The sequence below is a fragment of the Micromonospora sp. NPDC000121 genome (assembly GCF_042899165.1).
GTDB lineage: Bacteria > Actinomycetota > Actinomycetes > Mycobacteriales > Micromonosporaceae > Micromonospora.
This window is the reverse complement of the sequence record NZ_JBIAZP010000001.1, coordinates 779019-805877: the sequence shown is the minus strand read 5'-3', so window position 1 is coordinate 805877 and position 26859 is coordinate 779019. Positions and strand designations below refer to the sequence as shown.

General features: G+C 74.6%; 23 protein-coding genes and 2 pseudogenes. 11 read left to right on the top strand and 14 right to left on the bottom strand.

What is annotated here, in order from left to right; all coding sequences use genetic code 11:
- Positions 1-25 precede the first annotated feature (25 nt).
- Positions 26-2251 (bottom strand): APC family permease, encoded by a 2226-nt coding sequence (locus ACFY23_RS03925; RefSeq protein ID WP_350678091.1) that lies wholly within the window; start codon positions 2249-2251, stop codon positions 26-28.
- Positions 2252-2477: 226 nt separating this feature from the next.
- Positions 2478-3437, bottom strand: coding sequence for a DMT family transporter (locus ACFY23_RS03920; protein WP_350678093.1), 960 nt, complete (start codon positions 3435-3437; stop codon positions 2478-2480).
- A 104-nt stretch (positions 3438-3541) separates the two neighbouring features.
- Here ACFY23_RS03920 and ACFY23_RS03915 point away from each other — a divergent pair.
- Positions 3542-4216, top strand: a pseudogene (locus ACFY23_RS03915) (HAD family hydrolase); the annotation flags it as partial.
- 222 nt (positions 4217-4438) lie between these two features.
- On the opposite strand, the gene ACFY23_RS03910 reads toward ACFY23_RS03915, so the two are convergent.
- Positions 4439-4948, bottom strand: coding sequence for a hypothetical protein (locus tag ACFY23_RS03910; protein ID WP_350678098.1), 510 nt, complete (start codon positions 4946-4948; stop codon positions 4439-4441).
- Positions 4949-5040: 92 nt separating this feature from the next.
- Positions 5041-5910: a PhzF family phenazine biosynthesis protein gene (locus ACFY23_RS03905; RefSeq protein WP_350678101.1), complete on the bottom strand. Its 870-nt coding sequence runs from the start codon at positions 5908-5910 to the stop codon at positions 5041-5043.
- Positions 5911-5943: 33 nt separating this feature from the next.
- On the opposite strand from ACFY23_RS03905, the gene ACFY23_RS03900 reads away from it, so the two are divergent.
- From ACFY23_RS03900 to ACFY23_RS03890, 3 genes are all read left to right on the top strand, one after another.
- Positions 5944-7227 (top strand): magnesium transporter MgtE N-terminal domain-containing protein, encoded by a 1284-nt coding sequence (locus ACFY23_RS03900; protein ID WP_350678104.1) that lies wholly within the window; start codon positions 5944-5946, stop codon positions 7225-7227.
- A complete protein-coding gene (locus ACFY23_RS03895) occupies positions 7220-7837 on the top strand; it encodes a DUF1003 domain-containing protein (protein ID WP_350678106.1) in 618 nt (205 codons plus the stop codon). The genes ACFY23_RS03900 and ACFY23_RS03895 overlap by 8 nt, the downstream gene beginning before the upstream one ends.
- A 157-nt stretch (positions 7838-7994) precedes the next feature.
- Positions 7995-9143 (top strand): Mrp/NBP35 family ATP-binding protein, encoded by a 1149-nt coding sequence (locus ACFY23_RS03890; protein WP_350678108.1) that lies wholly within the window; start codon positions 7995-7997, stop codon positions 9141-9143.
- A 221-nt stretch (positions 9144-9364) separates the two neighbouring features.
- Here the strand turns inward: ACFY23_RS03890 and ACFY23_RS03885 are convergent, their stop codons facing one another.
- Together ACFY23_RS03885 and ACFY23_RS03880 are read right to left on the bottom strand one after the other, a co-directional pair.
- Positions 9365-9787: a preprotein translocase subunit TatB gene (locus tag ACFY23_RS03885; RefSeq protein WP_350678110.1), complete on the bottom strand. Its 423-nt coding sequence runs from the start codon at positions 9785-9787 to the stop codon at positions 9365-9367.
- A 75-nt stretch (positions 9788-9862) separates the two neighbouring features.
- Positions 9863-11203, bottom strand: coding sequence for a trypsin-like peptidase domain-containing protein (locus ACFY23_RS03880; protein WP_350678151.1), 1341 nt, complete (start codon positions 11201-11203; stop codon positions 9863-9865).
- Positions 11204-11486: 283 nt separating this feature from the next.
- Between ACFY23_RS03880 and ACFY23_RS03875 the strand changes: the two genes are divergently transcribed.
- On the top strand, positions 11487-12074 hold the full coding sequence (locus tag ACFY23_RS03875; RefSeq protein WP_350678153.1) for an O-methyltransferase: 588 nt from the start codon (positions 11487-11489) through the stop codon (positions 12072-12074).
- Positions 12075-12113: 39 nt separating this feature from the next.
- Here the strand turns inward: ACFY23_RS03875 and ACFY23_RS03870 are convergent, their stop codons facing one another.
- The gene (locus ACFY23_RS03870) at positions 12114-13583 is read right to left on the bottom strand and encodes a leucyl aminopeptidase family protein (protein ID WP_350678112.1); all 1470 of its coding nucleotides are present in this window, start codon (positions 13581-13583) and stop codon (positions 12114-12116) included.
- A gap of 127 nt (positions 13584-13710) precedes the next feature.
- On the bottom strand, positions 13711-13878 hold the full coding sequence (locus tag ACFY23_RS03865) for a DUF3117 domain-containing protein (protein WP_013283866.1): 168 nt from the start codon (positions 13876-13878) through the stop codon (positions 13711-13713).
- Between the two features lie 190 nt (positions 13879-14068).
- On the opposite strand from ACFY23_RS03865, the gene ACFY23_RS03860 reads away from it, so the two are divergent.
- Positions 14069-14893, top strand: a complete 825-nt coding sequence (locus ACFY23_RS03860) for a PaaX family transcriptional regulator C-terminal domain-containing protein (protein WP_350678115.1) — start codon at positions 14069-14071, stop codon at positions 14891-14893.
- On the top strand, positions 14890-15681 hold the full coding sequence (locus ACFY23_RS03855; protein ID WP_350678117.1) for an enoyl-CoA hydratase-related protein: 792 nt from the start codon (positions 14890-14892) through the stop codon (positions 15679-15681). Before ACFY23_RS03860 ends, ACFY23_RS03855 begins: the two co-directional genes overlap by 4 nt.
- A 101-nt stretch (positions 15682-15782) precedes the next feature.
- Here the strand turns inward: ACFY23_RS03855 and ACFY23_RS03850 are convergent, their stop codons facing one another.
- The 4 genes and pseudogenes from ACFY23_RS03850 to ACFY23_RS03835 all read right to left on the bottom strand — a co-directional run.
- A complete protein-coding gene (locus ACFY23_RS03850) occupies positions 15783-16406 on the bottom strand; it encodes a hypothetical protein (RefSeq protein ID WP_350678119.1) in 624 nt (207 codons plus the stop codon).
- Positions 16407-16419: 13 nt separating this feature from the next.
- Entirely contained in the window at positions 16420-17001 is a 582-nt protein-coding gene (locus tag ACFY23_RS03845) for a DNA-3-methyladenine glycosylase I (protein WP_350678121.1), read from the bottom strand.
- Positions 17002-17177: 176 nt separating this feature from the next.
- Positions 17178-17675: an SRPBCC family protein gene (locus ACFY23_RS03840; RefSeq protein ID WP_350678123.1), complete on the bottom strand. Its 498-nt coding sequence runs from the start codon at positions 17673-17675 to the stop codon at positions 17178-17180.
- Between the two features lie 394 nt (positions 17676-18069).
- Positions 18070-18505 (bottom strand): annotated as a pseudogene (locus ACFY23_RS03835) (DivIVA domain-containing protein); the annotation flags it as partial.
- Positions 18506-18872: 367 nt separating this feature from the next.
- On the opposite strand from ACFY23_RS03835, the gene folP reads away from it, so the two are divergent.
- Positions 18873-19742 (top strand): dihydropteroate synthase, encoded by an 870-nt coding sequence (gene folP / locus ACFY23_RS03830; RefSeq protein ID WP_350678126.1) that lies wholly within the window; start codon positions 18873-18875, stop codon positions 19740-19742.
- 75 nt (positions 19743-19817) lie between these two features.
- Here folP and ndhC read toward each other — a convergent pair whose 3' ends face one another.
- Positions 19818-20195 carry an NADH-quinone oxidoreductase subunit A gene (gene ndhC / locus ACFY23_RS03825; protein WP_350678128.1) on the bottom strand — a complete coding sequence of 126 codons (378 nt, stop codon included), beginning with the start codon at positions 20193-20195 and terminating at the stop codon, positions 19818-19820.
- A 124-nt stretch (positions 20196-20319) separates the two neighbouring features.
- Between ndhC and ACFY23_RS03820 the strand changes: the two genes are divergently transcribed.
- The 3 genes from ACFY23_RS03820 (at position 20320) to ACFY23_RS03810 (ending at position 24917) form a co-directional block, all read left to right on the top strand.
- On the top strand, positions 20320-21738 hold the full coding sequence (locus ACFY23_RS03820; RefSeq protein WP_350678131.1) for a hypothetical protein: 1419 nt from the start codon (positions 20320-20322) through the stop codon (positions 21736-21738).
- 304 nt (positions 21739-22042) lie between these two features.
- Entirely contained in the window at positions 22043-23890 is a 1848-nt protein-coding gene (locus tag ACFY23_RS03815) for a 2-oxoacid:acceptor oxidoreductase subunit alpha (protein WP_350678133.1), read from the top strand.
- Positions 23883-24917: a 2-oxoacid:ferredoxin oxidoreductase subunit beta gene (locus ACFY23_RS03810; protein WP_350678135.1), complete on the top strand. Its 1035-nt coding sequence runs from the start codon at positions 23883-23885 to the stop codon at positions 24915-24917. The genes ACFY23_RS03815 and ACFY23_RS03810 overlap by 8 nt, the downstream gene beginning before the upstream one ends.
- 152 nt (positions 24918-25069) lie before the next feature.
- Here ACFY23_RS03810 and ACFY23_RS03805 read toward each other — a convergent pair whose 3' ends face one another.
- The gene (locus tag ACFY23_RS03805; protein ID WP_350678138.1) at positions 25070-26827 is read right to left on the bottom strand and encodes a trypsin-like serine protease; all 1758 of its coding nucleotides are present in this window, start codon (positions 26825-26827) and stop codon (positions 25070-25072) included.
- Positions 26828-26859 lie beyond the last annotated feature (32 nt).

The window sequence follows — 26859 nt, the reverse complement described above, 5'->3', positions numbered from 1 at the left end:
CGACCGGGGCCGCCGCGGAGGGAACCTACTCGTCCAGGTGCACCGGCAGGCTGGTGACCACCACCCCGGGCAGCCGGCGCAGCGCGGCGCGCAGCCGCTGCTCGGTGCGGCTGTGCAGCGGCCGGTGCCAGCGGCTGCGCAGCACCACCTCCGGCACGACGACGGTCAGCACCAGGTCGGCGCGGGAGGCGTGCAGCGCCTCCAGGTAGTGCGCGAGCGGCCCGACCACCGCCCGGTACGGGGACACGATCGTCTCCAGCCGCAGGTGGTCGCCCCACGCCCGCCACTGCTCCCGGAACCGGTCCGCCTCCGGCTCCTCGGGGGCGATGTGGACGGCCAGCGTCGGCTGCCCGAGCGAGGCCGCGTACGCCAGGGCCCGCAGCGAGGCCCGGTTCAGCCGGACGACCGGCACCACCACGAGGTGGCGTACCTGCTCGGGCAGCTCCTCGTCCTCGGGCGCGGCGGGCCCGGCGGTGGGTCCAGCGGCGGGCCCGGCGGCGGGCGGCCGCGCCGGCACCACCGGCGGCCCGAGCGCCGGGCCGGCCGGCGGCGGGTGCAGCGCCAGCGACCGGTGCAGCGACCGGTAGTGCCGCTGGATGGCCCGGAACAGCAGGATCAGCAGCGGCACGGCGACGACCACCACCCAGGCGCCCTCGGTGAACTTGGCGACCGCCGCGGTGACCAGGATCAGCCCCGAGAAGACGGCGCCCACCGCGTTGACCGCCGCCCGGCGGCGCCAGCCGGGCCCGCGCCGGCGGCGCCAGTGCACGACCATCCCCGCCTGGGACAGGGTGAAGGCCAGGAACACCCCGACCGCGTAGAGCGGGATCAGCGACTCGGTGTGCCCCCGGAAGGCCACCAGGATCACCGCCGCCGCGACGGTCAGCGCGACCAGCCCGTTGCTGAAGGCGAGCCGGTCGCCCATGTGCAGGAACCGGCGCGGCGCGTGTCCGTCCCGGGCCATGAAGAACAGCAGGCGGGGAAAGTCGTTGAAAGCGGTGTTCGCGGCCAGCAGCAGGATCATCGCCGTCGCGGCCTGGACCAGCCCGTACCAGGGACCGCTGGGGAACGTGACCCGGGCCAACTGGGAGAGCATCGACTGCTCGGCGGTGGGCACCAGCCCGGACAGGTGGATCAGCCCGATGAGCCCGACGAAGAACAGCACCAGCATCGCGACCATCCAGGTGAGCGTGGTGCGGGCGTTGCGCCACTCCGGCGGCCGGAACGCGGGCACCGCGTTCGAGACCGCCTCGATGCCGGTCATCGACACCGCGCCGGAGGAGAACGCGCGGAGCACCAGCAGCAGCCCCAGCCCCTCGACGGCCGGCACCGACGGCGGGTCGACCGGAACGAACCCCCGTCCGGCCGCGCGGAACCAGCCGACCGCGAGCAGCGCCAGCAGCGCGACCACGAAGGCGTACGTGGGCAGCACGAAGAGGTTGCCGGCGGTGCGCACGCCGCGCAGGTTGCCGGCGAGCAGCACGCCGATCACGGCCAGCCCGAGGGGCACCGTCCAGCCGGTCAGCTCCGGGACGGCCGAGGTGACCGCCTTGACGCCGGCGGAGACGGACACCGCCACGGTCAGCACGTAGTCCGTCATCAGACCCGCGGCCGCGGCGAGGCCCACTCCCGCGCCCAGGTTGTCGCCGGCCACGATGTACGAGCCGGCCCCGTGCGGGTAGGCGGCCACGGTCTGCCGGTAGGAGACGCCGACCGCGACCATGAGCAGCGCCAGCCCGGCGGCCAGCGGCAGGGAGAGCCCGAGCGCGCCGCTGCCGGCGAGCAGCAGCACGGCCAGCATCGCCTCCGGCCCGTACGCCACCGAGCTGAGCAGGTCGGAGGCGAGCACCGGCAGGGCGACCGGCTTGCGCATCCGCTCGTAGAGCACGGCGGCGCTGCTCAGCGGCGGCCCGAACAGCGCCCGCCGCAGCCGGGTGCCTGCCCGGCCGAGTCGGGTGCCGGGCAGGTTGGCCGGCTCGGCGGCGACCAGCTCGTCCGGCTCCCCGACCCGGAACATCGCGATCGGGGCGAGCCGGCCGAACCGGGTCGGGGCCGGCTGGCCGGGGTGCCGGCGCAGCGTCGGATCGACCGGCAGGGCGTCCCCGCCGGGTGGTCGGCCCGGCCGGGCGGCCCGCCAGCGGTCGCCGATCCGGCGCAGCGCCCCCAGCTCGTCCGGGTCGAGCGGCGGGAACTCGGCCGACGGCGTGACGACCGTGCCGCGCTCGTCCTCGCCGCCGTTCCGCTCAGCCATCCGCCGTCCCGTCCCGTGTCTCCCTCCTCCGCACTCTCACGGACGCGTCCGCCCCCGGCGGGCGGAACGGCAGTTCTCGCGGCAAAGAGTGCCCGCCGGCGCACCGCGCGACGGGCGTGCAGACGCCCGGCCGGGTGACCGGCGGGCGTCCCCGCCGCGACACTTCGCCCGATCCGCCCGGTCCACCCGGGCGAGCCGGAACCCGTCGTGCCCGGGTTGCCACGGGTCAGTCGCGCAGCGGGCCCGCGTCGGCCGGGACGGCTGTGGCGGCGGGGACACGGCGGGCGGCGCGGGCACCGCCGAGCACCACGACCGCGACGCCGGCCAGCAGCAGCGCCAGCCCCGGCAGGGCGGTGGCCCGGGGAAGCTGCCCCAGCCAGGCCCAGCCGATCAGGGCCGCGCCCGGGGCCTCCAGCAGGACCAGCACGCTGATCGTGGTCGCCGAGACCCGGCGCAGCGCGTAGTTGAACATCGAGTGACCGAGCAGTTGGGCACCGGCCACCAGGGCCAGCACGGCGGCCCAGGTGCCGGTGTCGAACCCGGTCAGTGGCACCCCGCCGACCAGGCAGACCACGAGCAGGAGCAGCGCGCAGACCCCGTAGCAGATGGTGGTGTACGTGGTCGTGCTGATGGTCGTACGGGCCCGCTCGCCGAGCGCGGTGTAGACCGCCGCGAACATCCCGCCGACCACCGCCAGCAGGTCGCCGGCGAAGGCCCGGCCCGAGACGCCGAAGTCGGCCCCGGTGGCGAGGGCCGCCCCGGCCACCGCCACCCCGATGCCGGCCCACACCGCGACCGGCAGGCGGCGGCCCTGGCCGCGGGCGATCAGGCCCTGCCAGACCGGCTGGGTGGCGCCCAGGGCGGTCGCCGCGGCGACCGAGGTGAGCTGGGTGCTCGGCATCCAGGTGGCGAAGTGGGCGGCGAGCGCGACCCCGGACAGGACGCAGTAGAGGCCCTCACGCCGCCCGGCGCCGACCGTCAGCGACCGGAACTCGGCGCGCCGCCGGCCCAGCGCGTACGGGCCGAGCACGGCGAGCGAGAGCGTGTTGCGCCAGAACGCGACGGCCAGGGCGGGCGCCGCCGCGAAGGCCACCAGCGGGGCGGAGGACGAGACGGCGACGACGGCCAGGACGAGCGCCCCGGTGGTCACCGGGTCGAGCGTCGGGCGGTGCGGTGCGGTGGACACGGGACGCAATCCTCACACGGCACGGCCCATGACGGACCGTCAGCGCTCGGTTACGATCATGCCTGTCCGCGCCGGCGACCCCTCGACCGCCCGGAGGCGCTCCCATGCCCACCTACCAGGCGGTGCTGTTCGACTTCTTCGGCACGCTGACCCGTTCCGTGCAGCGGGGCGCGGCGCACCGGTCGACCGCCGAGTTGCTCGGCTGCCCGCCCCGCACGCTCGTCGACGTGCTCGACCGCACCTTCTACGAGCGGGCCTGCGGGCGGTACGGCAACGCCGAGGCGACTCTGCGCTGGGTCTGCGAGCAGGCCGGCGTACACCCCTCGGACGACGCGGTCCGGTCGGCGGTGGCCTCCCGCCACCGGGCCGTACGCGCCGACACCCGGCTACGCGACGAGGCGGTGCCCACGCTGGCCGAACTGCGCCGGCGCGGCCTGCTGACCGGGTTGATCAGCGACTGCACCCACGAGCTGCCGGCGTTCCTGCCGCAGTTGCCGATCGCCCCGCTGCTCGACGTGCGGGTCTTCTCGGTGCAGGTCGGGCGCTGCAAGCCGGACCCGGTGCTCTACCAGGCGGCATGCGGGCGGCTCGGCGTGGCCGCGGCGGACTGCCTCTACGTCGGCGACGGCGGCAGCCAGGAGCTGACCGGGGCGGAACGGGCCGGCATGACCGCGGTGCGGCTGGCCGCGCCGGACCTGGCCGAACACATGGTGTTCAACGCCGACGCGGCCTGGCGCGGGCCGGTGCTGCGCTCGCTCGACGAGGTGGTCGACCTGGTCGGCCGGTCGGCGCTGCCGGCGGGCACACCCATACCGGCGGGCGCCCCCGCGCCGGCTAGGACGCCGGTGCCGGCGGGCGTGGCGGTGCCGGCGGCCGGGCCCAAACCGGGGGGCACACCCGTGCTGGCGGGTGCGCCGATGCCGGCGGGCTGCTTCTCCTGACCCGGCCGCGCCCCGCGGCCCACGACGCGACCGGCCGGCCGGCCTCGTGACCGCCCCGCCTCAGCGGCGGCGGACGCGGTGCAGACGGAACGGCTTGCGGATCGCCCGGACCACCGGCGCCTCCCGGGGCACCTCGGCCAGCGAGCCCGCGGGCAGCGCGGCGCCGGCGAGCGGCTCCCCGGCCGGGGCCAACCGGTTCACCGCGCAGCCGTCTGCCGCCCAGCGGGCCACCAGCTCGGCCGTCGGCCCGGGCGCGTTGAGCCGCTTCGCGGCCACCAGCGGGGCCGTGCTCTCCCAGTGCTCGGTGCCCGGCACGAGGCGACTCACCCGGGCCGGCCAGGTGACGATCCGCCCGCCGTGGTCGCCGCGCAGGGTGACCTGGGCGTCGGTGGCGTCGGCCAGCCCCGGCGCGGACTGCTCCCCCGGGCCGCTGACCACGAAGAGCGCCCCCTCCAGGGGGATGCACCAGAGGGCGAGCGCCGGCCCGCCGGGCACGCTCACCCAGGCCACGGCGGCCTTCTTCATCGCCTCGTCGACCAGCGGCGTGCTGGTCCGGTCCGCGTCGGTCACACCCGCATCCTCCCGCACCCGTCCCCGTCCCGTCAGCGCCGCCCGGCGTCCGTCCGCGTGGCCGGTGGGCGTGGCGGCACGGATCGCGCAGGTCAGCCGACGAACGGAGGGACCATGATGTCGCCCCGGGCCACCGGCATGACGTGGCCGGCCACGGTGGTGCCCACCGCCTGGCCGCCGGCGGCCGTCACCGTGCAGGCCAGCACCGACGGGCGGTTGATCTCGATGCCCTGGTGGACGGTGTACTCCGCGCGCCCGTCGGCGGGGAGCAGGCCGCTGGCGACCAGCCACACCCCGAGACCCAGGGCGGCCGAGCCGGTGGCCGGGTCCTCCGGCACGCCCAACCCGGGCACGAAGACCCGGGCGTGCGCGGTTTGCGCGGCGGCGTCCCAGGAGAAGACGCTGACGTGCTCCACTCCGTACCGCTGTGCCGCCCCCGCGTTCACCCGGGCGCGGGCCACCGCGTCCGGACGGACCGGGAGGTACGGGAACTCCAGCCCGCAGCCGGCCACCCGGGGCGCCGGGCCGACGTGGTCGTCCGCGGTCAGGCCGGCCATCTCCAGCAGCGGCTCCGGGTCCAGCTCGGGGCCGAGGGTGGGGACGCCGCCGGTCAGCGTGGCCCCGGTCGCGGTCACCTCGATCGGGAGCACGCCCGCACCGCACTCCTGCATGACCTGCCCCGGCGGGAACAGCCCCCGGCGGCTGGCGGTCACCGCCGCGCCGACGCTCGGATGCCCGGCGAAGGGCAGTTCCTCGGCCGGGGTGAAGATGCGGGCCCGGTAGGTGGCGCCGACCTGGGTGGGCGGAAGCACGAACACCGTCTCGGAGAGGTTGAACTCACACGCGAGCGCCTGCATCTGCTCGGTGGCCAGCGCTTCGGCGCCGAACACCACGGCCAGCGGGTTGCCGGCGAACGGGCGGTCGGTGAAGACGTCCACGATCTCGTAGGCCAAGGTCGACATGTTGATAAACACTAGGCGCTTAGGCTGGTGCCCGTGAGCATGCCGACCCGGATCTACATCGCCCGGCTCGCCGGGGTCGCCGTCTTCGACCCCAACGGCGACCAGGTGGGCCGGGTCCGCGACGCGGTGGCCCGGCTACGGCCGACCCAGCGCCCGCCGGAGGTGGTCGGGCTGGTCGCCGAGATGCCGATGCGGCGGCGCATCTTCCTCTCCATCAACCGGATCACCTCCATCGACGCCGACGCGGTCGTGCTCGGCACCGGCACGCTCAACCTGCGGCGCTTCGAGAAGCGCCCCAACGAGCTGCTCGTGCTCCAGGAGCTGCTCGACCGGCGGGTGCAGGTCGAGCCGGGCGGGCAGCCGGGCTCGGTGGTCGACGTGGCCATGGAGTGCAGCCGGGGCGGCGAGTGGTCGCTGACCCGGGTGGCCGTACGCGAGCAGACCGGGCGACTGAGCCGCCGGGGCCACCTGCACCAGGTCGAGTGGGAGCGGGTACGCGGGCTCAGCGGCATCGCCGACAGCCGGGGCACCGCCAACCTGCTCGCGGTGCTGGAGGACATGCGCCCGGCCGACCTCGCCAACGCCCTTCAGGACCTCCCCGACGCCCGGCGCAACGAGGTCGCCGCCGCGCTGGACGACGAGCGTCTGGCGGACGTGCTGAGCGAGCTGCCGGAGCACGACCAGGTGGAGATCCTGGCCGCGCTGGACCGGGAGCGGGCCGCCGACGTCCTGGAGGAGATGGACCCGGACGACGCGGCCGACCTGCTCAGCGAGCTGCCGCCCCCGGAGCAGGACGTGCTGCTCGACCTGATGCAGCCGGACGAGGCCGACCCGGTGCGTCAGCTGCTCAAGTACACGCCCGGCACGGCGGGCAGCGTGATGACCTCCGAGCCGGTGATCCTGCCGCCGGACGCCACGGTCGCCGAGGCCCTGGCCCGGATCCGGGAGCCGCAGCTCTCGCCCGCGATCGCCGCGCAGGTCTTCGTGTCCCGGGCGCCGATGACCACCCCGACCGGCCGCTACCTCGGCATGGTGCACTTCCAGCGGCTGCTCCGCGAGCCGCCGGCCGACCTGCTCGGCGGGGTGGTGGTCAACGACATCGACCCGCTGCGGGCGACCACCCCGCTGCCGGAGATCACCCGCCGGATGGCCACGTACGACCTGGTGGCCATGCCGGTGGTCGACCGCAACAACCGGCTGGTCGGCGCGGTCACGGTCGACGACGTGCTGGACCACCTGCTCCCCCGGGACTGGCGGGACCGGGACGCCACCGCGAGCCCGGCCGCCTCCGAGCCGGTGGGCGGCGCGGATGGCTGACCAGCGACGGGCGCCGCGGCTCGACCAGCCGCGCGAGCGGCGGGGCGTCAAGCTGCCCCGGTTCGACCCGGAGGCGTTCGGGCGGTGGTCCGAGGGCATCGCCAGGGGCATGGGGACCGCGAACTTCATCGTCTACATGACGGTGGTGATCGCGCTCTGGTTCGGCTGGAACACCCTGGCCCCGGCGCACCTGCGCTTCGACCCGTACACCTTCACGTTCCTGACCCTGGTGCTGTCCCTGCAGGCCAGCTACGCGGCCCCGCTGATCCTGCTGGCGCAGAACCGCCAGACGGACCGGGACCGGGTGGCGCTGGAGGAGGACCGCCGGCGGGCGACCATGCAGAAGGCCGACACGGAGTACCTGGCGCGGGAGATCGCCGCGCTGCGCAACGCGATGGGCGAGGTGGCGACCCGGGACTTCCTCCGCTCGGAGCTGGCCCGGCTGGCCGAGGAACTGGACGAGGCGAGCCACCGCCGGCAGCGGCTGGAACGCCGCCAGCAGGAGCGGTCCGCGCAGCGCGAGCAGGGCGGGGACGGGCTCGACGAGCCCCGCGACGAGCTGGACGGCGACTGGGCCCGGGACGGCCGGCCGGAGGCCCGGGACGCGTGAAGAACGCCGCTCGCCCCAAGGGGCCGGGCGAGCGGCGTTCGCCTTGATCGTCCCACTTCGCGCCGTCGGCGGTCCACCCCCAACCGCCGTCATCGATTCGCTCACACCGGGCCCCGCTGGCGCGGTGGCGAGGCACCGCCGACGTAGCATTGCGGGCATGTCAGCACCCGTCAGCACCGTCTCCGACGCGATCCAGGCCGCGCTGGCCACCGTCAACGACCCGGAGATCCGCCGGCCCATCACAGAGCTGGGCATGGTCCGCTCCGCCGAGGTCGGCGACGACGGCGTCGTACGGGTCGAGCTGCTGCTCACCGTCGCCGGCTGCCCGCTGAAGGACAAGCTGCGCGCGGACATCACGGCCGCGGTCGGCGCGGTGCCCGGGGTGACCGGCGTGGAGATCGAGTTCGGCGTGATGAGCCCCGAACAGCGCCAGGAGCTCCAGGCGAAGCTGCGCGGCGGGGGCGCCTCCCAGGAGCCGGTCATCCCGTTCGCCCAGCCGGGCTCCCGCACCCGGGTGTACGCGGTCGCCAGCGGCAAGGGCGGCGTCGGCAAGTCCAGCGTGACGGTCAACCTGGCCGCGGCGCTGGCCGCCCGTGGGCTCTCCGTCGGCGTGGTCGACGCGGACATCTACGGCCACTCGGTGCCCCGGATGCTCGGCGCGGACGGCCGCCCGACCCGCGTCGAGGACATGATCATGCCGCCGCAGTCGCACGGCGTGAAGGTCATCTCGATCGGCATGTTCACCGCCGGCAACGCCGCCGTGGTGTGGCGCGGCCCGATGCTGCACCGGGCGTTGCAGCAGTTCCTCGCCGACGTCTACTGGGGCGACTTGGACGTGCTCCTGCTGGACCTGCCCCCGGGCACCGGCGACGTGGCCATCTCGCTGGCCCAGTTGCTGCCCAACTCCGAGATCCTGGTCGTCACGACGCCGCAGGCCGCCGCCGCCGAGGTGGCGGAGCGGGCCGGCGCGATCGCCCTGCAGACCCACCAGCGCGTCGTCGGCGTCATCGAGAACATGTCCTGGCTGGAGCTGCCGGACGGCTCGCGGATGGAGGTCTTCGGCGCGGGCGGCGGCCAGACGGTCGCCGAGTCGCTGACGAAGACCATCGGCGCGCAGGTGCCGCTGCTCGGGCAGGTGCCGCTCGACACCCGGGTCCGCGAGGCCGGTGACGAGGGCACGCCGATCGTGCTGGCCCAGCCGGAGTCGCCGGCCGCGAAGGCGCTGGGCCAGGTCGCCGACCGGCTCGCCCTGCGGCGGGAGTCGCTGCTCGGCAAGCCGCTGGGCCTCAAGCCCGCCGGCCGCTGATCCGCCCGCCGGCCCCGCCGGCGCTGTCGCCACCCGATCGGGGGCGGCGTTCCCCCGGGGACGCCGCCCCCGTCGCCGTTCCAGCCGGCGTATGACGCGGGCCGGCCGGGAGCGGTCGCACGCCGGCCACGTCACGACGCCGGCCCACCGGGCCGGACGCGCCGTCGCGGACGATGCCGGGCCGGCCGGAGGCGTTGGTCGGGCTGAGGCGGCGGGCGGGGTCAGGTGGCGTCGTCGTAGCTGACGCGGGGGGCGGGGGCCGGCGCGCCGCCCGTGGCGGTGCTCGGGCCGGCGCCCTTCGACCGCAGGTCCGCGGCGGAGGCGACGTCCTTCAGCTCGTTGTGCACACCGGTGACGTCCGCGCGCAGGTTGTCGTAGACGCCCTGCAACGGCTTCCGGATCGCCTGCTCGTCCTCCTCGCTGAGCAGGTGCTTGCGGATGAACGCCTTGGGGTGCAGGTCCTCCAGCTGGATGTCGGTGCCCAGCTCACGGCTGAGGTCGGTGGTGGCGTTGCGGGCCATGTTGCGCAGGTTGCGCACCAGTCGCAGGCCGTCGCCGATCACGGCGGGCAGCCGGTCACCGAAGATCAGCAGCGCCAGGAGCAGCAGCCCACCGATCTCCCACCAGTTCAGGTTGTCGAACACTGCACGGGCCTCCTCTCGGCGTCAGCAGCAAGACTACGCACGTCGGACGCCGCGCGGGGAGGGGGTGACCGGCCGCTACTTGGCGTCTGCGGCCAGCGTCACGGAGGCGTTCTGCCGGTCGGAGCCCCGGCGGTACTCCACCGTCACCACCGAACCGGGCGCGAACTTCCGCACCAGAGCGATCAGGTCGGTCGGCTCGGTCATCGGCCGCCCGGCGAGCTTGAGGATCACGTCGCCGGCCTTCAGCCCCGCGCCGGCCGCCGGCCCGGACGGCTCGACGGCCGCCAGGCGTACGCCGGCCCCTGCGGTGCCCGCGCCCGGGCCGCCGACCTGGGCGCCGATCACGGTGCGCCGGGCCTTGCCGGTGCCGATGATGTCCTGGGTGACCCGCTTGGCCTGGTTGATCGGGATGGCGAAGGCGAGGCCGATGTTGCCCGCCTCCTGCCCGTCCGAGACCAGCGACTTGATCGTCGAGTTGACGCCGATCACCCGGCCGGCGCCGTCGACCAGCGGGCCGCCGGAGTTGCCGTGGTTGACCGCCGCGTCGGTCTGGATCGCCGCGTAGTAGCGCGTGGGACCGCCCGGCTCGCCGGCCTGCATCGTCCGGTCCAGCGCGCTGACGATGCCGGCGGTGACCGTGTTGGCCAGCGAGAGCGGCGACCCGATGGCCAGCACCGGGTCGCCCACGGCCAGCGCGTCCGAGTCGCCGAACTCGACCGGGCGCAGGCCCGTCCGGGAGACCTTGATCACCGCGATGTCGGACTCCGGGTCCTGCCCGACCACGGTGGCCGGGGCCGAGCTGCCGTCGTTGAAGATCACCGACGCCTTGCCGCCGGTCGCCCCCGCCACCACGTGGTCGTTGGTGATCACGTGCCCGTCGGCGCTGGCGACGAAGCCGGAGCCCTCGCTCGTGCCGCCGAGGCTGGCCACCCGGACGGTCACCACGCTGGGCAGCACCCGCTCGGCGACCCCCGCGAGCGACTCGGGCCGGCGCTGGGCCAGGCCGGGGGCCTGGGGGTCGGCGCCGAGCACCGGCCCACCCCCGGCGCCGCCGCGCACCGCGAAGGCGTACCCGAGGGCGCCGCCGAGGCTGCCAGCGAGCAGCGCGGTGATCAGCGGGATGAGCAGCAGTTGGCGCAGCGTCGGCCGGCTCGGGGCGTCCGGGTCGCTGACCGGCTCGGGCTCCGAGCCGGGGCTCGGGGCGGCCGGCACCACCACGGCGGCCGGCGCCGCCGGGTCGCGCCACGGGTCGGCGAGCGCGTCGGACCACCAGGGCGATGTCGTGCCGCCCGCGGCGCCCTGCGGCGCCGGTGGCGACCCCGCCGGCGGGTACCCGGGCCCCGGCGGTCGCGCCGGTGCCGGAGTCCCCCCGGGCTGGCGCCAGTCCCAGCCGTCGGTCACGTCGGTGCCTCCCAGTCCTTCCCCGGATCCCGCGCGCCCCGGACCCGGCGAGGGGCCGCCCGGTCGCGATCGACGGAATACCGCTTCCAGGATTACACGGATGCCACGGACTCAGTCACCGGTTGCCGGCCGTGATCGTCGGGTGGCGGACGCGCGGCTGCGTCCGTCCGACGTCGCCTCTAGGCTCACAGTGCCCACCCGCCCCCGCACCACTCGCGCCGCCCGGAGGTGTCCCATCGCCACGGTCGCCGGTTCCGGCAGTTCGACGACCCAGGCCGTGCAGTTCGCCGAGTCGTACGTGACCGAGGATCTCGTGCTGCGCACCGCCCGCAGCCTGGCCCGGGAGGTCGGCCTCGACGCGGTGACCCCCGGCGCCGGCGCGGCGCTGCGGCTGCTCGCCGCCGCCGGCAGCGCCCGCGCGGTGGTCGAGATCGGCACCGGCACCGGGGTCAGCGGGGTCTGGCTGCTGCGCGGCATGCGCACCGACGGCGTACTCACCACGATCGACGTGGAGGTGGAGCACCAGCGGATCGCCCGCCGGATCTTCGCCGAGGCGGGCTTCGCCGCAGGCCGGACCCGGATCATCACCGGCCGGGCGCTGGACGTGCTCCCGCGCCTCGCCGACGGCGCGTACGACCTGGTCTTCGTGGACGCCGAGTCGACCGGGTTCGCCGCCTGCGTGGACGCGGCGCTGCGGCTGCTGCGACCCGGCGGCGTGCTGGCGCTCAACGGCATGCTGGCCGACGGCCGGATCGGCGACCCCGCTGCCCGGGACGTCGAGACGGTCACCATCCGCGAGACGATCAAGGCGATCCGGGAGTCGGAACACTGGACCCCCGCGCTGCTGCCGGTCGGCCACGGGCTGCTCGCCGCCGTCAAGTGCTGACCGGGCGCCGGCCCGCCGGGGGCCGGCGCCGACCGGCGGTCAGGCCAGCGTCCCCAGCCAGCGCAGCAGCGAGCGTACGCCCCAGCCGGTCGCGCCCTTGGTCAGCTCGGCGTCGTCGCCCTCGGCCCACGACGGCGCGGACATGTCCACGTGCAGCCACCGGTCGCGCAGCTCGCCGGTGAACTCACGCAGGAACAGGGCGGCAGTGACCGATTTGGCCGGTTCCGGCGCGCTGTAGAGGTCGGCCAGGTCGCTGCCGAGGTACTCGACGTAGTCGGCGGGCAGCGGCATCCTCCAGGCCGCCTCGCCGGCCGCCGCGATGGCGGCCAGCACGTCGGCGGCGAGCCCGTCGTTCTCGCTGTAGAGGGCCCCCATCCGCTTGCCCAGCGCGACCGCGTTCGCGCCGGTCAGCGTGGCGAGGTCGACCAGCAGGTCGGGCTTGAGCTCGGCGACGGCGTAGGCGAGCGCGTCGGCGAGGACGAGCCGCCCCTCGGCGTCGGAGTTGGTGGTCTCGCTGGTCGTGCCGCCGTAGTGGCGGATGACGTCGCCGGGGCGGAAGGCCGAGCCGCTGAGCATGTTCTCCGCCAGCGGCGCGAGCGTGGTGACCCGGACGGGCAGGCGCAGCGCCGCCGCGCCGAGGGTGGCCGCGACCACCGCCGCCGCGCCGGCCATGTCCTTGCGCATCAGCTTCATCGCCGGCACCGGCTTGATCGAGATGCCGCCGGTGTCGAAGGTGATCCCCTTGCCCACCAGCACCACGTGCGTACGCGCGCCGGCCGGCCGCCAGTCCAGCTCGACCAGGCGCGGAGCGCTGGCCGAGCCGCCGCCGACCGCGAGGATCCCGCCGAAGCCCTCCGCCGCCAACTCCTCCGGGCCGCGTACCCGCAGGTGCAGGTCCGGCACGTCGACCTCCGCCGCGGCGAGCGCGACCTGGCCGGCGAACCACTCCGGGTTCTTGATCGACGAGGGGGTGTTGGTGAGGTCGCGGGCGAGCCGGGTCATCCGGGCGGTCGTCGCGGCGACCTCCACGGCGGTCGCGTGCGCGTCCGGGTCGGCCACCACGATGTCGACCCCGGCCAGCGCCGCGGCGGTGCCGGCCTCGGTCAGCCGGAACCGGTACGACGCCAGCAGCAGCCCCTCGATCAGTCCGCGTACGGCCGCCGGGGCGACCCCGGCCGGCATGGCCAGCGTGACGCGCATCTCATCGCCGACGGCCCGGGCCAGTGCCGCGCCGGCGGTCCGCCAGCCCGCCTCGTCGCCCTCGCCGATCCCGAGCAGCAGCAGCCGGCCGGGATCGCGCCCGGGCCGGAGGTGCGCCTGGACCTCGCCGGGCCGCCCGGTCGCGCGCGCGGCCGGGACCAGGGCGGCGGCCTCCTCGGCCACGCCGTCGGGCAGCGCCACGTCGGTCGGGACCGGCCGGGCCGGGGCGTCGTCGGCCGCGGCGGGCCGCACGGGCAGGACGAGGACGTCGGGCCGTTCCGGCTCGACGAGCAGACGAATGGCGAGCACGCGGAGCCGTACCTCCAGGAAGCTCGCGGAGCGCGCTCCGCGGGGAATGAAGACCCTGAGCCACCGGCGGGGCCGGTGGCTCAGGGGTTGACGAAACGCCCGCGCGGGCGCGCGGACCGCTCCTCGGTCAGCCGGCAGCCGCCTTGAGCGCGTCGCCCAGCGCGGTGGCCTCGTCGGGAGTCATCTCGACGACGAGCCGGCCACCGCCCTCCAGCGGGACCCGCATGACGATGCCCCGGCCCTCCTTGGTGACTTCCAGCGGACCGTCGCCCGTCCGCGGCTTCATCGCCGCCATGTTGTCTCCCCTCAGACCTACACCAGGGTCGGTGGGTTGCCCCACAGCCACTTCGTCTTGACCACCCGCAACGTACGCGGGGGTGTCGACCAACGATTTTCCCTGATGAACACCGCCGGACCCAAACCGAAGCAGCATTGATGTAACAGCATCTAGCTTATCCTGAGAAGGCCTGTCACAATGTGCGGTCATGCAGGCACGGTCGGCACTCTTCGACCTGTACGGCGACCACCTCCGGGCGAGGGGCGGCCGGGCGCCCGTCGCCGCCCTGGTCAAGCTGCTGGCGCCGCTCGGGATCGCCCCGCCCGCCGTGCGTACGGCGGTCTCCCGGATGGTCCGGCAGGGGTGGCTGGACCCGTGCCGGCTCACCTCCGGCCCGGGTTATTCGATCACACCGAAAGCCGCCCGCCGACTCGACGAGGCGGCCGCCCGGATCTACCGGACCGGCCGGATCACCTGGGACGGCCGGTTCGATCTGCTGGTGCTGGAGGCGCCAGCCGCGCGGCGGGAACGCCAACGCCTCGCCGCCAACCTGTCCTTCCTCGGCTACGGGGCCCTGGACGACTGCACCTGGGTGGCCACCCGCCCCGGCGAGGACGTGGACATGCTGCTCGACGAGGCGGGCGTGCGCTACGAGCGGTTCACCGCCGCGCACACCTCCGGCACCCCCGGGGCGATGGGGGTCGTGCGCCGCGCCTGGAACCTGACCGAGATCGGCCAGGCGTACGAGCAGTTCGTCGCCGAGCAGCGGCCGCTGCTGGCCGGCGTCACCGTACGCAGCCCGGACGAGGAGGCGTACGCCGCCCGGTTCCGGCTCGTGCACGCGTGGCGTACCTTCCTTTTCCGGGACCCGCAGCTGCCGCCGGCGCTGCTCCCCGAGCGCTGGCCCGGCACCGCCGCGGCCAGTTTCTTCGACCGGCACGCGGCCCGGCTGCGGCCGGCCGCCGACCGGTACGTCGAGCAGTGCCTCGACGCCGGCAACCGCCTCGCCCGACAGAAGGGTCGTGAGACGTGACCGAGCCCCTGCTCGTCGACCGCACCGACGCCGTCGTCACCCTGACGCTGAACCGCCCGACGGCGATGAACGCGTTCGACGTGGCGCTCAAGGAGGCGCTGCGGGACACCCTGGCGGAGTTGGAGACCGACCGCTCCTGCCGGGCCGTGGTGCTCGCCGGCGCGGGCGGATCGTTCAGCGCCGGCCAGGACCTGCGCGAGCACGTGCAGACGCTGGAGTCCACCGACGGCAACCCGCTGGACACCGTCCGTGCGCACTACAACCCGATCGCCGCCCGGCTGGCCAACCTGCCGAAGCCGGTCGTCGCGGCGGTGCGGGGGATGGCCGCCGGCGCGGGCGCCTCGCTGGCCTTCCTGGCCGACATCCGCATCGGCGGGCCGTCGACCAGCTTCCTGATGGCCTTCGCCAAGGTCGGGCTCGCCGCCGACACCGGCGCCTCCTGGACGCTGCCCCGGCTGGTCGGCCACGCCAAGGCGGTCGAGCTGCTGATGCTGGCCGAGCCGGTGCGCGCGGCGGAGGCATGCCAGCTCGGGCTGCTCAACCGCCTCGTGGAGGACGACGAGCAGGTGCTGCCGACAGCACAGGAGCTGGCCGCCCGACTGGCCGCCGGCCCGACCGTCGCCTACGGGGCGATCAAGCGGCAGCTCTCCATCGCCGACGCGGGCACCCTCGCCGACGCCCTCGCCGCCGAGGCGCAGGCGCAGTCGATCTGCGGGGGCACCACCGACCACCGGGCCGCCACCGTCGCCTTCGTCAACAAGCAGAAGCCGGTCTTCGAGGGCCGCTGACGCCTGCCGGCTCCGCCCGGGCGGCCGGGCATCGTCGCCGCCGCCCGGGCGGCCGGGCTTCGGCCCAACCGCCCCCGGCCCGGCGACGTCGCCCCGTCAGGTCAGTCGTCCTCCTCCGGATCCTGGTTGGCCTCCGCGCCGAGCACGAACGCCTGCATGGCCAGCTCGTCGCCGGAGGGCGAGACGAAGGCGGGCAGCTCGCGCGGCCCCAGCTCCTGCACGTACGCCCAGAACAGCCGGACCGCCTCGGCGGGCGAGGCGGCCTCGATCGGCAGGTCGAGGCTGACCAGCCAGGAACGCCGCTGCGGCGGCGGGCCGAGCTTGTCGGCCAACTCCCGGAACACCGTGGGGTCGAGCGCGGTCACCGGCCCGGCGAGCGCCACCGTCTCGGCCGGCACCGGCTCGTCGAAGGCCCGCCGGGTGTACGCCACCACCAGCGGCGCCTCGCCCCGCTCGGAGAGCGGATCCTCCGGATCCTCCCGCTCCTGGCCGCTGGCCGCGGCGACCCGACCCAGCGCCACCAGCCGTGGCGGCTCGTCGGCCAGCACCGCCACCCGGTCGCCGGGGCGGGGTCGGTCGGCGTCGGCAAGGCCGGTCAGTTCGAGCGTGTCGTGGTGGACGAGCCGCTCGGCCTCGTAGCGCCCGCCGGGCAGCAGCACGGCCCAGGCGCCCGTGCCGTCGGCGTGGGTCGCCCCGTCCACCCGGTGCGCGGTGTCGGTCGTCATGGCCTCCATCCCATCACGCCGCCCGCACCGCCACGACGTGGCAGCCCGCAAGGTGGTCGTCGACCATCCCGGTGGCCTGCATCAGCGCGTAGGCCGTGGTCGGGCCGACGAACCGGAAGCCGCGCTTCTTGAGCGCCTTGGCCATCGCGGTGGACTCCGCGGTCAACGCGGGCACCTCCGCGAAGGACGTGGGCCGGGTCGGCCGGGGCGGCGGGGCGAAGGACCAGAGCAGTGCGGAGAGCCCCTCGGGCAACTCCAGCGCCGCCCGGGCGTTGGCGATCGCCGCCTCGATCTTGGCCCGGTTGCGCACGATGCCCGCGTCGGCGAGCAGCCGGGCCACGTCGGCCTCGCCGTAGCCGGCCACCGTCTCGATCCGGAACTCGTCGAAGGCCAGCCGGAACGCCGGGCGCTTGCGGAGGATGGTCAGCCAGGACAGCCCCGACTGGAACGCCTCCAGCGTGATCCGTTCGTAGAGTGCGTCGTCGCCGTGCAGGGGGCGACCCCACTCGGTGTCGTGGTAGGCGGCGTAGTCCGGGGTGCTGGTCCCCCAGCCGCAGCGCGGCAGCCCGTCGGCGCCGATCACCAGGTCAGTCACGCGTCCACGCTAGGGCACGGGCCCGACGGCCCCGCGGCCTGCGGCCGCCCTCCGGCGCCCGTACGCGCGCCGCAGGCGAGGCTCGGTCAGCCCGAGGTCAATCACATCGGGCCGTCCCGGTCGGGTCGACGCCCCAATGTCAGGCATGTCGAGTCGATCATGCGATCGTCCGACGGTCAGGGCAGCCGGCCCTGCTCGACCAGCCGGCCGAACTTCTTCAGCGCCTGGGTCAGGCTGAACTTCGAGCCGGGCCACAGCACCGGCCAGGTCACCCGGCCGGCCGGGCCGCCGGGCAGGTGGAACCACTCGTGCCAGACCACCTGGGTGCGATCCCGGGCCAGCGGCGTGCAGCGCAGCACGCCGGGGCCGCGCAGCAGCTTCCCGCAGTGCACCACCCGTACCTCGTAGGGCGCGTCCACCCGGACCACCCGCATCTCGTCGCGCAGCGCGGCCGGGCCGAGCGCGGTGACGGCCTCGACGAGGCTGCCCTCGCCGCCATCCCCCTCGACCACGCGGACGGTGGTGAACGGGATCCACTCCGACTGCCGCTCCCAGGCCGTCAGCGCCGCGAAGACCCGCTCCGCCGGCGCGTCGACGATCACCGTGGCGGTGACCTCGCCCGCACCGGGCTGTGCCGCCTCGCGCAGGTTGTCGCCGCCCGCGGGCCCGGTCACGCCGACTCCGACCGGACCACCGGCCCCTGCCGCCCGGCGTCGCCCGCCGGCGCCGTCGTGTCGTCGTCGCGGGCCAACGCCGTCACCCGGTCCTCGCCCGCCGGTGACATCGCCCGGTCGGCGCCCGTCGGCGCCGTCACCCGATCGTCACCGGCGGTCACGTTCTCGCGCCGGGACTCACGTGGGTCTCCCTCGGCGTGCTCGGCAGGGACGCGGCCGGTCCGGTCCCCGGTGCCGTCGCCGCCCGCGTGGGCGGCGGACGCGTCGTCGGGACGCCCGGCGGGGTCGGCGCCCGGCGCCGACGCCGCCCGCCCGGTCGGCCCGGCCGGCGTCGCGTCACCCGTCCCCGCTTCAGGGTCCGCGAAGGCGGGGATCGGCTCGACGACCAGGTCCTGGCCGCCGCCGTCCGGCCGGTCGGCCCCCACCGGCACCGTTGCCCGGGCCTGCGGCGACGCGTCGGCGGCGGTCGTCCCGGCCGACTGCTCCCGGGCGCGGCGCAGGGCCTCGGCGTCCGCGGTCCGCCCCTCGCGCAGCGCGGCGACCTCGGCCTCCAGCACGCCGACGAGCTCGGACTTGTAGCCGATGTCGTAGGCCGCCCGGCGCAACGCCTGGTCGACCTGGTCCATCCGGTAGCCGCGCAGCGCCGTGTCGAACCGGACCTCACCCACGTCGGCCTCGCGGAGCGGGCGGGTGGCCGGCAGCGGCACGGCGCGCCCGTCCGGCTCGGCCGGCGTCAGGCCCGGGTCCCGGCCGGTGACCAGCACGGTCACACCGAACACCACGGCCGCGACGGTCAGCGCGACGACAAGCAGGAGCAGAACCTGACCCATGCACAGATCGTGGCATGTCGAATGTGCCGGAGCGACCCCACCACCCCGACCGACGCACCCGATCCGGGTGCCGGCCCGCCGCCCGACGGGCCGTGACGACAGGCGGAACGTGCCGAGGCGGCGACGGCGGACGGGACGCGACGACGCGGCGATGACCGGCAGAGGGTTGGGCCGCACCCGGCGGGCTCGCGGCAAAGGCGGCGACGACGGGCGGGACAACGGCAGGTGGAGATGCCGCGTCACGGCGCGCCGCCCTGGGCGACGCGGCGACGACCGACCGGGCCGGGCCCGGCGGCGGCGGACCGGTTAGCGTCGGGATCGGCCGGCGACGGGGACCGGACGACGGCGCGAACCTTCAGGAGGCGGTATGGCCGGGGCGCTACGGCTCGGTGGGCGGACGTTCGGCCCGGGCGATCTGGTGGTGATGGCGATCGTCAACCGGACGCCGGACTCGTTCTTCGACCGGGGCGCGACCTTCGCCCAGGACAGCGCGCTGCGCGCCGTGGAGCGGGCGGTCGAGGAGGGCGCCGAGATCATCGACATCGGCGGGGTCAAGGCCGGCCCGGGCGCCGAGGTCGACGCCGCCGAGGAGATCCGACGCACGGTGGCGACCATCGCCGCCGTCCGGGCTGCCTTCCCCGACGTGGTGATCTCGATCGACACCTGGCGGGCCGAGGTCGCGGTGGAGGCGGTGGCCGCGGGCGCCGACCTGCTCAACGACACCTGGTCCGGCGCCGACCCGGCCCTGGCCCGGGTGGCGGCGGAGACCGGCGCCGGGCTGGTCTGCTCGCACGCCGGCGGTCTGACGCCCCGGACCCGGCCGCACCGGGCGGCCTTCCCCGACGTGGTCGCCGACGTGGTCGCGACGGTGACCGGGCTCGCCGAACGCGCGGTCGGGCTGGGCGTACGGGCCGACGGGATCCTGATCGACCCGGCGCACGACTTCGGCAAGAACACCCGCCACTCCCTGGAGATCACCCGCCGGCTCGACGAACTCACCGACACCGGCTGGCCGCTGCTGGTCGCCCTGTCGAACAAGGACTTCGTCGGCGAGACGCTGGACCTCCCGGTGGCCGAGCGGCTGGAGGGGACGCTGGCGGCCACCGCCGTCTCCGCCTGGCTGGGCGCGCGGGTGTTCCGGGCGCACCAGGTCCGCCCCACCCGCCGGGTGCTCGACATGGTCGCCTCGATCCGCGGTGACCGCCCGCCCGCGGCGACCCGGCGCGGCCTGGCCTGAGCCCGACAACCTCGCGCCGCCCGGCTGGACCACGACGACCTCGGCGCACCGCGCGGCGTCGGCCGGGCCCATCCGTCAGGTCCAGCGCAGGATGTTCTTCCGCCAGGCGTAGAGGATGCCCAGCGCCAGCACCGCGACGAAGACCGCCATCTCCACCACCGTGACCATCCCGAACCCCGGCCGGTCGAAGACCACCGCCCAGGGGAAGAGGAACACGGACTCCACGGCGAACAAGACGTAGAGATACGCGTACACGTAGTAACGGATCTGCATCTGCGCCCAGTCGGCGCCCACGGGGTCGAGGCCGCACTCGTAGCTGGCCCGTTTACCGTAGGGATCAGCCGGACGGGCAGGACGTAACACCCGATTGGCCGAGAACGCCGTAACGAAGAAGAGGACGCTGGCGAGCAGCAGGAGCCCGAGCGTCGCGTACGAGCCCAGGTAACCGGTCACGGTCGATCAGCCTACCGCCCCGTGCGGCCGGCCGAGCGTTACGGACTTGTTTCCCGGCGGGACTAGTGCCAGTGGACAACCGTTGCCGAACATTGGAACACTCACTCACCGTCACGGAGGACAGATGGCCCGCGTGGACGTACGGCCCGGCCGACGGGCGCGCGACCGGCGCACGGCTCCCCTGCTGGCGATCTCCCTCACGGTCGGGCTCACCGTCGCCGCGGTGCCCGGCTGGGCGGCCGCGACCCCCACCGCCGCCGCCCGGGTCACCGCCGCCGCCACTGATCCGGCCGGGGGCGAGCCCGGCGCGGAGCCACCGACGGCCGACCCGACGGACACCGGCCCGGCGCCCAGCGAGGCGCCGCCGACCACCTCGCCGCCGCCGGAGACCACGCCGCCGGCCGAGACGACCGAGCCGGCCCCGACGACCACGGCACCGGAGGAACCGACGCCCACCACCGCCGCGCCGACTCCCAGCGCGCCGCCGCCGGCGCCGTCGGTGCCGCCGGCGCGCCCGACCGCGCCCGCCCCGGGCAGCCCGGCGGCCTCCCCGGCCAGGGTCCGCGTCACCACCGACGACATCACCCTCACCACCGCCTACTGGAACGCGCGGAGCACGGTGACCACGCTGCGGGTGACCGTCACCAACACCGGGGCCGCCCCCGCCCGGATCCGGCTGGCCTACACGCTCCCGGCCGGGCTGACCGACGCCGGCACCCGGGGCTGCGCCCACGTCGGCGGCGGGGCACACCGCTGCGGCGAGTGGACGAGCACGCCGGGCGCCCGGTTCAGCGCCCTGCTCCGCGTACGCGTCGGCGGCGACGCCTGGCGGCAGATGCCCCTCAGCGGCTCCGTCCAGGTCACCGCGACCGTCCCCGGCGCGGAGCCGGCGCGCGACGACGAGGGCTTCGCCGTGCTCTTCCCGCCCGGCCCGCCGGTGCCCGGGATCAGGCTGGAGGCCGGCGAGGTCGCCTTCGACATCAGCGGCGGGGCGAGCGGCCTCGACGTACGCCTGGGCAACACCGGCCGGGTGGACGCCGACGGCCGGATCGAGGTGATCCTGCCGGCCGGGGTGACCGTGCCGGCGCCCCCGGCGGGCTGCACCGCCGCCGGCCCGACGCGGACCCGCTGCGACCTGGGCACCGTCCCCGCGGGCCGCGCCGCCCACCTGCGGCTGCCGGTGTCCGCGACGCCCGAGGCCCAGCGGACGGCGCCACTGGCCGGCGCCGTGCACGGCAAGCTCGACCCGCGCAGCGGCCGGGCCCGGCAGGTGCAGATGAGCTTCCGGATCACCGCGGCCGCCGCCCTGGCCACCCCGGTGATCTCGCCGCCCGCCCCGACCGGGTCGCAGGGGGTGCTGGCCGCAGACGTCATGCCCGTCCACGACGGCGGGACCGGCTCGATGCGGCGGACCGCGATCCTCCTGATCGTGGTCTCCACGCTGCTGGTGCTCCTGGCCCTCACACTGGCCACCATGTCCCTGCGGCGGCGGCTGGGCGCCCCGGTGCCAGAGCCGACGGGGGCGCCCGCGCCGACGGACTGAGCCGGGAAAGCCGGTCGCTCGACCCGGATCGACGGGCACCCCGGTGATCTGGATTACGGCGGGCGGGCGGAAACACCGCAAACCGGTGCGGAACCCCGCCCGATCGCATCCCACAGGGCGGCCTACGAGAAAGTTGGAACGGCGATCCGACGTAGGCTTCAGGTGAGGAACTACAGCGGACCGGGCCTGCCCCGAGCGGGTCCGGTGCAGCGGTGCGTCAAGGAGGTCACGTGGCCGGGCTAGGCGAGGTCACCATCATGTTCAGCCGCCCGCGCGACCGCGCACAGCGAAGCGAGGTGCAGGCGTGACCAAGCAGATCCGTCAACTGGACCGGGTGGTGATCCGGTTCGCCGGCGACTCCGGCGACGGCATGCAGCTCACCGGCGACCGGTTCACCTCGGAGACCGCGCAGCTGGGCAACGACATCTCCACGTTGCCGAACTTCCCGGCGGAGATCCGGGCCCCCGCCGGCACGCTGCCGGGCGTGTCGAGCTTCCAGGTGCACTTCGCCGACTACGACATCCTGACCCCCGGCGACTCGCCGAACGTGCTGGTGGCGATGAACCCGGCGGCGCTCAAGGCCAACCTCGCCGACCTGCCGCGCGGGGCGGACATCATCGTCAACACCGACGAGTTCACCAAGCGCAACCTGGCCAAGGTCGGCTACCAGGCGAACCCGCTCGAGGACGACACCCTCGCCGGCTACGTGGTGCACCCGGTGGCGCTGACGTCGATGACGGTCGGCGCGCTCGCCGAGCACGACGTGTCCAAGAAGGACGCCGAGCGGGCCAAGAACATGTTCGCCCTCGGCCTGCTCTCCTGGATGTACAACCGGCCCTACGAGTCGACGCTGCGCTTCCTGGAGCGCAAGTTCGCCGCCCGCCCGGAGCTCGTCGCGGCGAACGTCGCGGCGTTCCGCGCCGGCTGGAACTTCGGCGAGACGACCGAGGACTTCGCGGTCCGCTACGAGGTCAAGCCGGCCAAGATGCAGCCGGGCACCTACCGCAACATCACCGGCAACGCGGCCCTGTCGCTCGGCCTGGTGGCCGCCGGCGTACGCTCCGGGCTGCCGGTCTTCCTGGGCGCCTACCCGATCACCCCGGCCTCGGACATCCTGCACGAGCTGAGCAAGCACAAGCGCTTCGGCGTGCTCACCATGCAGGCCGAGGACGAGATCGCCGCGGTCGGCGCGGCGCTCGGCGCGTCGTACGGCGGCTCGCTCGGCGTCACCACGACCAGCGGCCCGGGCGTGGCGCTCAAGAGCGAGACGATCTCCCTCGCCGTGGCGCTGGAGCTGCCGCTGGTCATCGTCGACGTGCAGCGGGCCGGCCCCTCCACGGGCATGCCCACCAAGACCGAGCAGGCCGACCTCAACATGGCGCTCTACGGCCGCCACGGCGAGGCCCCGGTCGCGGTGATCGCCCCGAAGTCGCCGGCGGACTGCTTCTACGCGGCCCTGGAGGCCGCCCGGATCGCGCTGACCTACCGCACCCCGGTGATCCTGCTGTCCGACAACTACGTCGCCAACGGCTCCGAGCCGTGGCTGCTGCCCGACGTCGAGTCGCTGCCCGACCTGCGGGTCGAGTTCGCCACGAAGCCCAACGGCGAGGACGGCACCACCTTCCTGCCGTACCTGCGCGACCCGGAGACCCTGGCCCGGCCGTGGGCCATCCCGGGCACCGCCGGGCTCGAGCACCGCATCGGCGGCCTGGAGAAGGCCGACAAGACCGGCGACATCTCGTACGACCCGGCGAACCACGACTTCATGGTGCGCACCCGGGCGGCCCGGATCGAGACGATCCCGGTGCCGGACGTCGAGGTCGAGGATCCGGACGGCGACGCCCGGGTGCTGGTGCTCGGCTGGGGCTCGACGTACGGGCCGATCGGCGCGGCGTGCCGGGGCCTGCGCCAGCGCGGCCACTCCATCGCCCAGGCGCACCTGCGGCACCTCGCCCCGATGCCGGCCAACCTCGGCACGGTGCTGGGCTCCTACGACCGGGTGGTCATCCCCGAGATGAACCTCGGCCAGCTCGCCCACGTGATCCGGGCCAAGTACCTGGTCGACGCGATCGGCTACAACCAGGTCCGCGGCCTCCCGTTCACGGCCAACGAGCTGGAGACGATGCTGGAAGAGGTCCTGAAGAATGTCTGAGCCCGTCGCCCTCAAGCTCACCGCCAAGGACTTCAAGTCCGACCAGGAGGTGCGCTGGTGCCCCGGCTGCGGCGACTACGCGATCCTCGCCGCGATCCAGCAGTTCATGCCGGAGCTGAACATCCCGCGCGAGCGGATCGTCTTCGTCTCCGGCATCGGCTGCTCGTCCCGCTTCCCGTACTACATGAACACCTACGGGATGCACTCGATCCACGGCCGCGCCCCGGCGATCGCCACCGGCCTGTCGGCCAGCCGCCCCGACCTGTCGGTCTGGGTGGTCACCGGCGACGGTGACGCCCTCTCCATCGGCGGCAACCACCTGATCCACGCGCTGCGCCGCAACGTCAACCTGAAGATCCTGCTGTTCAACAACCGGATCTACGGCCTGACCAAGGGGCAGTACTCGCCGACCTCCGAGGTCGGCAAGGTCACGAAGTCGACGCCGGCCGGCTCGGCCGACGCCCCGTTCAACCCGCTGTCGCTCGCCCTCGGCGCCGAGGCGACCTTCGTGGGCCGCACCATCGACTCCGACCGCAAGCACCTCCAGTCGGTGCTGCGGGCGGCGGCGGAGCACCAGGGTTCGGCGTTCGTGGAGATCTACCAGAACTGCAACATCTTCAACGACGGCGCGTTCGACCAGCTCAAGGAGCCGGCCACCCGGGACGACTACCTGATCCGGCTGGAGCACGGGCAGCCCATCACGTTCGGCAAGGACGGGCAGTTCTGCGTCGTGCACCCGCCGGGCGGGTTCGGCCTGGAGGTCCGGGAGACCGCCTCGGTCAGCCCCGGGGAGATCGTCGTGCACGACGCGACGGTCACCGACCCGGCGTACGCCTTCGCGCTGTCCCGGCTGCCCGGCCTGGACCTGCGCAACACCCCGATCGGCGTGTTCCGCTCGGTGGACCGGCCGTCCTACGACAGCGTGGTGCAGGCGCAGCTCGACGCGGCGAAGGCGACGGTCACCGAGACCCCGGAGCAGCAGCTCGCCGGTCTCCTCGCCAGCGGGGACACCTGGACCATCCTCTAGACGAAGCCCGGCCGGCCACATCCCTCTCCGGAGGGGCGTGGCCGGCCGTTGCCTTTCGGGGCGGCCACGGTGGGCGGCCCGCAACGGGCGTACGGGAAGGGCCCGCAACCGGTCGGTTGCGGGCCCTTCCGTGCCGCGTGGGGCAGACCTGATCAGAAGATCAGGTTGAACGAGCCCCAGCCGCTGGAGATCACCTTGCCGCTCGCGTCGATCCACTGGCCCTTGCCGTTGGTCGTGTAGAGCCGCATCTGGTTGTAGCTGTTGACGCCCAGCATGTCCATCATGTTGTCGCCGCTCCAGTCGCCCGGCGTCATGATGTGCTTGAAGCCGCCCCAGCCGCTGCCGATCTGGGTGCCCGACGGGTTGGTCCAGCCACCCTTGCCGTCCGACTGGTACATCTTGAGGATGCCGGTCGAGGTGCGGCCGATGATCACCTCAAGCCCGTCGCCCTTCCAGGCGCCCGGGGTGAGGAACAGGTTGAACCCGTTCCAGCCGGTGCCGATCCGGGTGCCCGACGGGTTCTCCCAGCCGCCCGCGCCGTTGCTGGTGTAGCGGACCAGGTCGCCGTTGGACTTGCGGACCAGCAGGCTCGGGCGGTTGTTGCCCATCCAGTTGTTCGTCACCATGAGCGCGGTGAAGCCCGCCCACCCGGTGCCGATCAGCTTGGCGCCGCCGGTGAAGTTGCCCTCGCCGTCGGTGTTGTAGATGTACAGCTCGCCGGTGGTCTTCATCGCCATGATGGACGGCCGATTGTCGCCGTTCCAGTTGTAGACGCGGAAGACCCGCTTGAACCCGCCCCAGCCGGCGTTGATCTGCCGGGACATGTAGAAGCCGCCGAACCCGTCGTTGCTGAAGCCACTGCCATAGTAGAGCCGCAGGTTGCCGGAGGAGTCCCGGGCGATCAGGTCGGTGTGACCGTCGCCGGTCCAGTCGGCGTTGATCAGCGGCGGCCGGGTGAAGTCGGCCTTCACCGTGTTGACGTAGTTGTTGAGCCGCACGTAGAAGCCCGGGGCCTTGCCGCACTCGTAGCCCCAGCTGGTGACGCCCACCTGCTTGCCGCCGACCAGGATGGGCCCGCCCGAGTCGCCGTCGCAGGTGTCGCTCGCCGGGACCTCGGGAACGCCCGCCCCGGCGCAGAACATCTCGCTGGGGTAGTACAACCCCGGGACGTCGCAGTACGAGTCGGACTGCATGGGGACCGTCGCCTTGCGCAGCCGGCTGTCCGCGACCTCGCCCTCAACCTCCAGCCCGGTTGCCCCGTAGCCGGCGATCACCGCGGAGGTGCCGGCCGCGTACGGCGTCTGGTCACCCTGGGTGCCCATGGCGACCGGGGTGTACTCGGCGGGCAGGTTCTGCTTGAGGGTGATCACCGAGAGGTCGTTGCGGATCGGCGCGTCCGCCTCGGCGTACTGCTGCGCCAGGTTCCAGTTCGGGTGCGTCCACGTGGACGCCACCTCGGCGACGTACCCGCTGGTGTTGAGGATGTTGCCGTAACGGTCCAGCAGCTGGTCGTTACCGGCGATGACCCGGGTGGTGCCCGGCCCGTCGGTGACGCAGTGCGCGGCCGTCAGCACCTTGTTGGGCGCGACGATCGTGCCGGTGCACCAGTACCAGTAGTGCTCGCCGTCGACCCGCAGCGTGGTGACGACGCCGACGATGTACGGGAACTCCGACGCGCTGGCGAGGTCCCCCTTCACGATGCGCGGGGACGCACCGGTGCCGGACTGGAACCGAGGTCCCTTGGCGCCCGGCGTGGGCAGCTCCAGCTTGCCCTTCTGCAGGTTCGGCAGCTTGTCCAGGTTCCTGGTCCCGGACCCGCTGGCCGCGTCGTACACGCCGTCCCCGGTGGGGGCGGCCTGAGCGACGGTAGCGGGTGCGACGAACGCCGCACCGGCGAGGGCGAGGCCCACGATGCCGGCCGACCAACGCCGTCTGGCTCCTG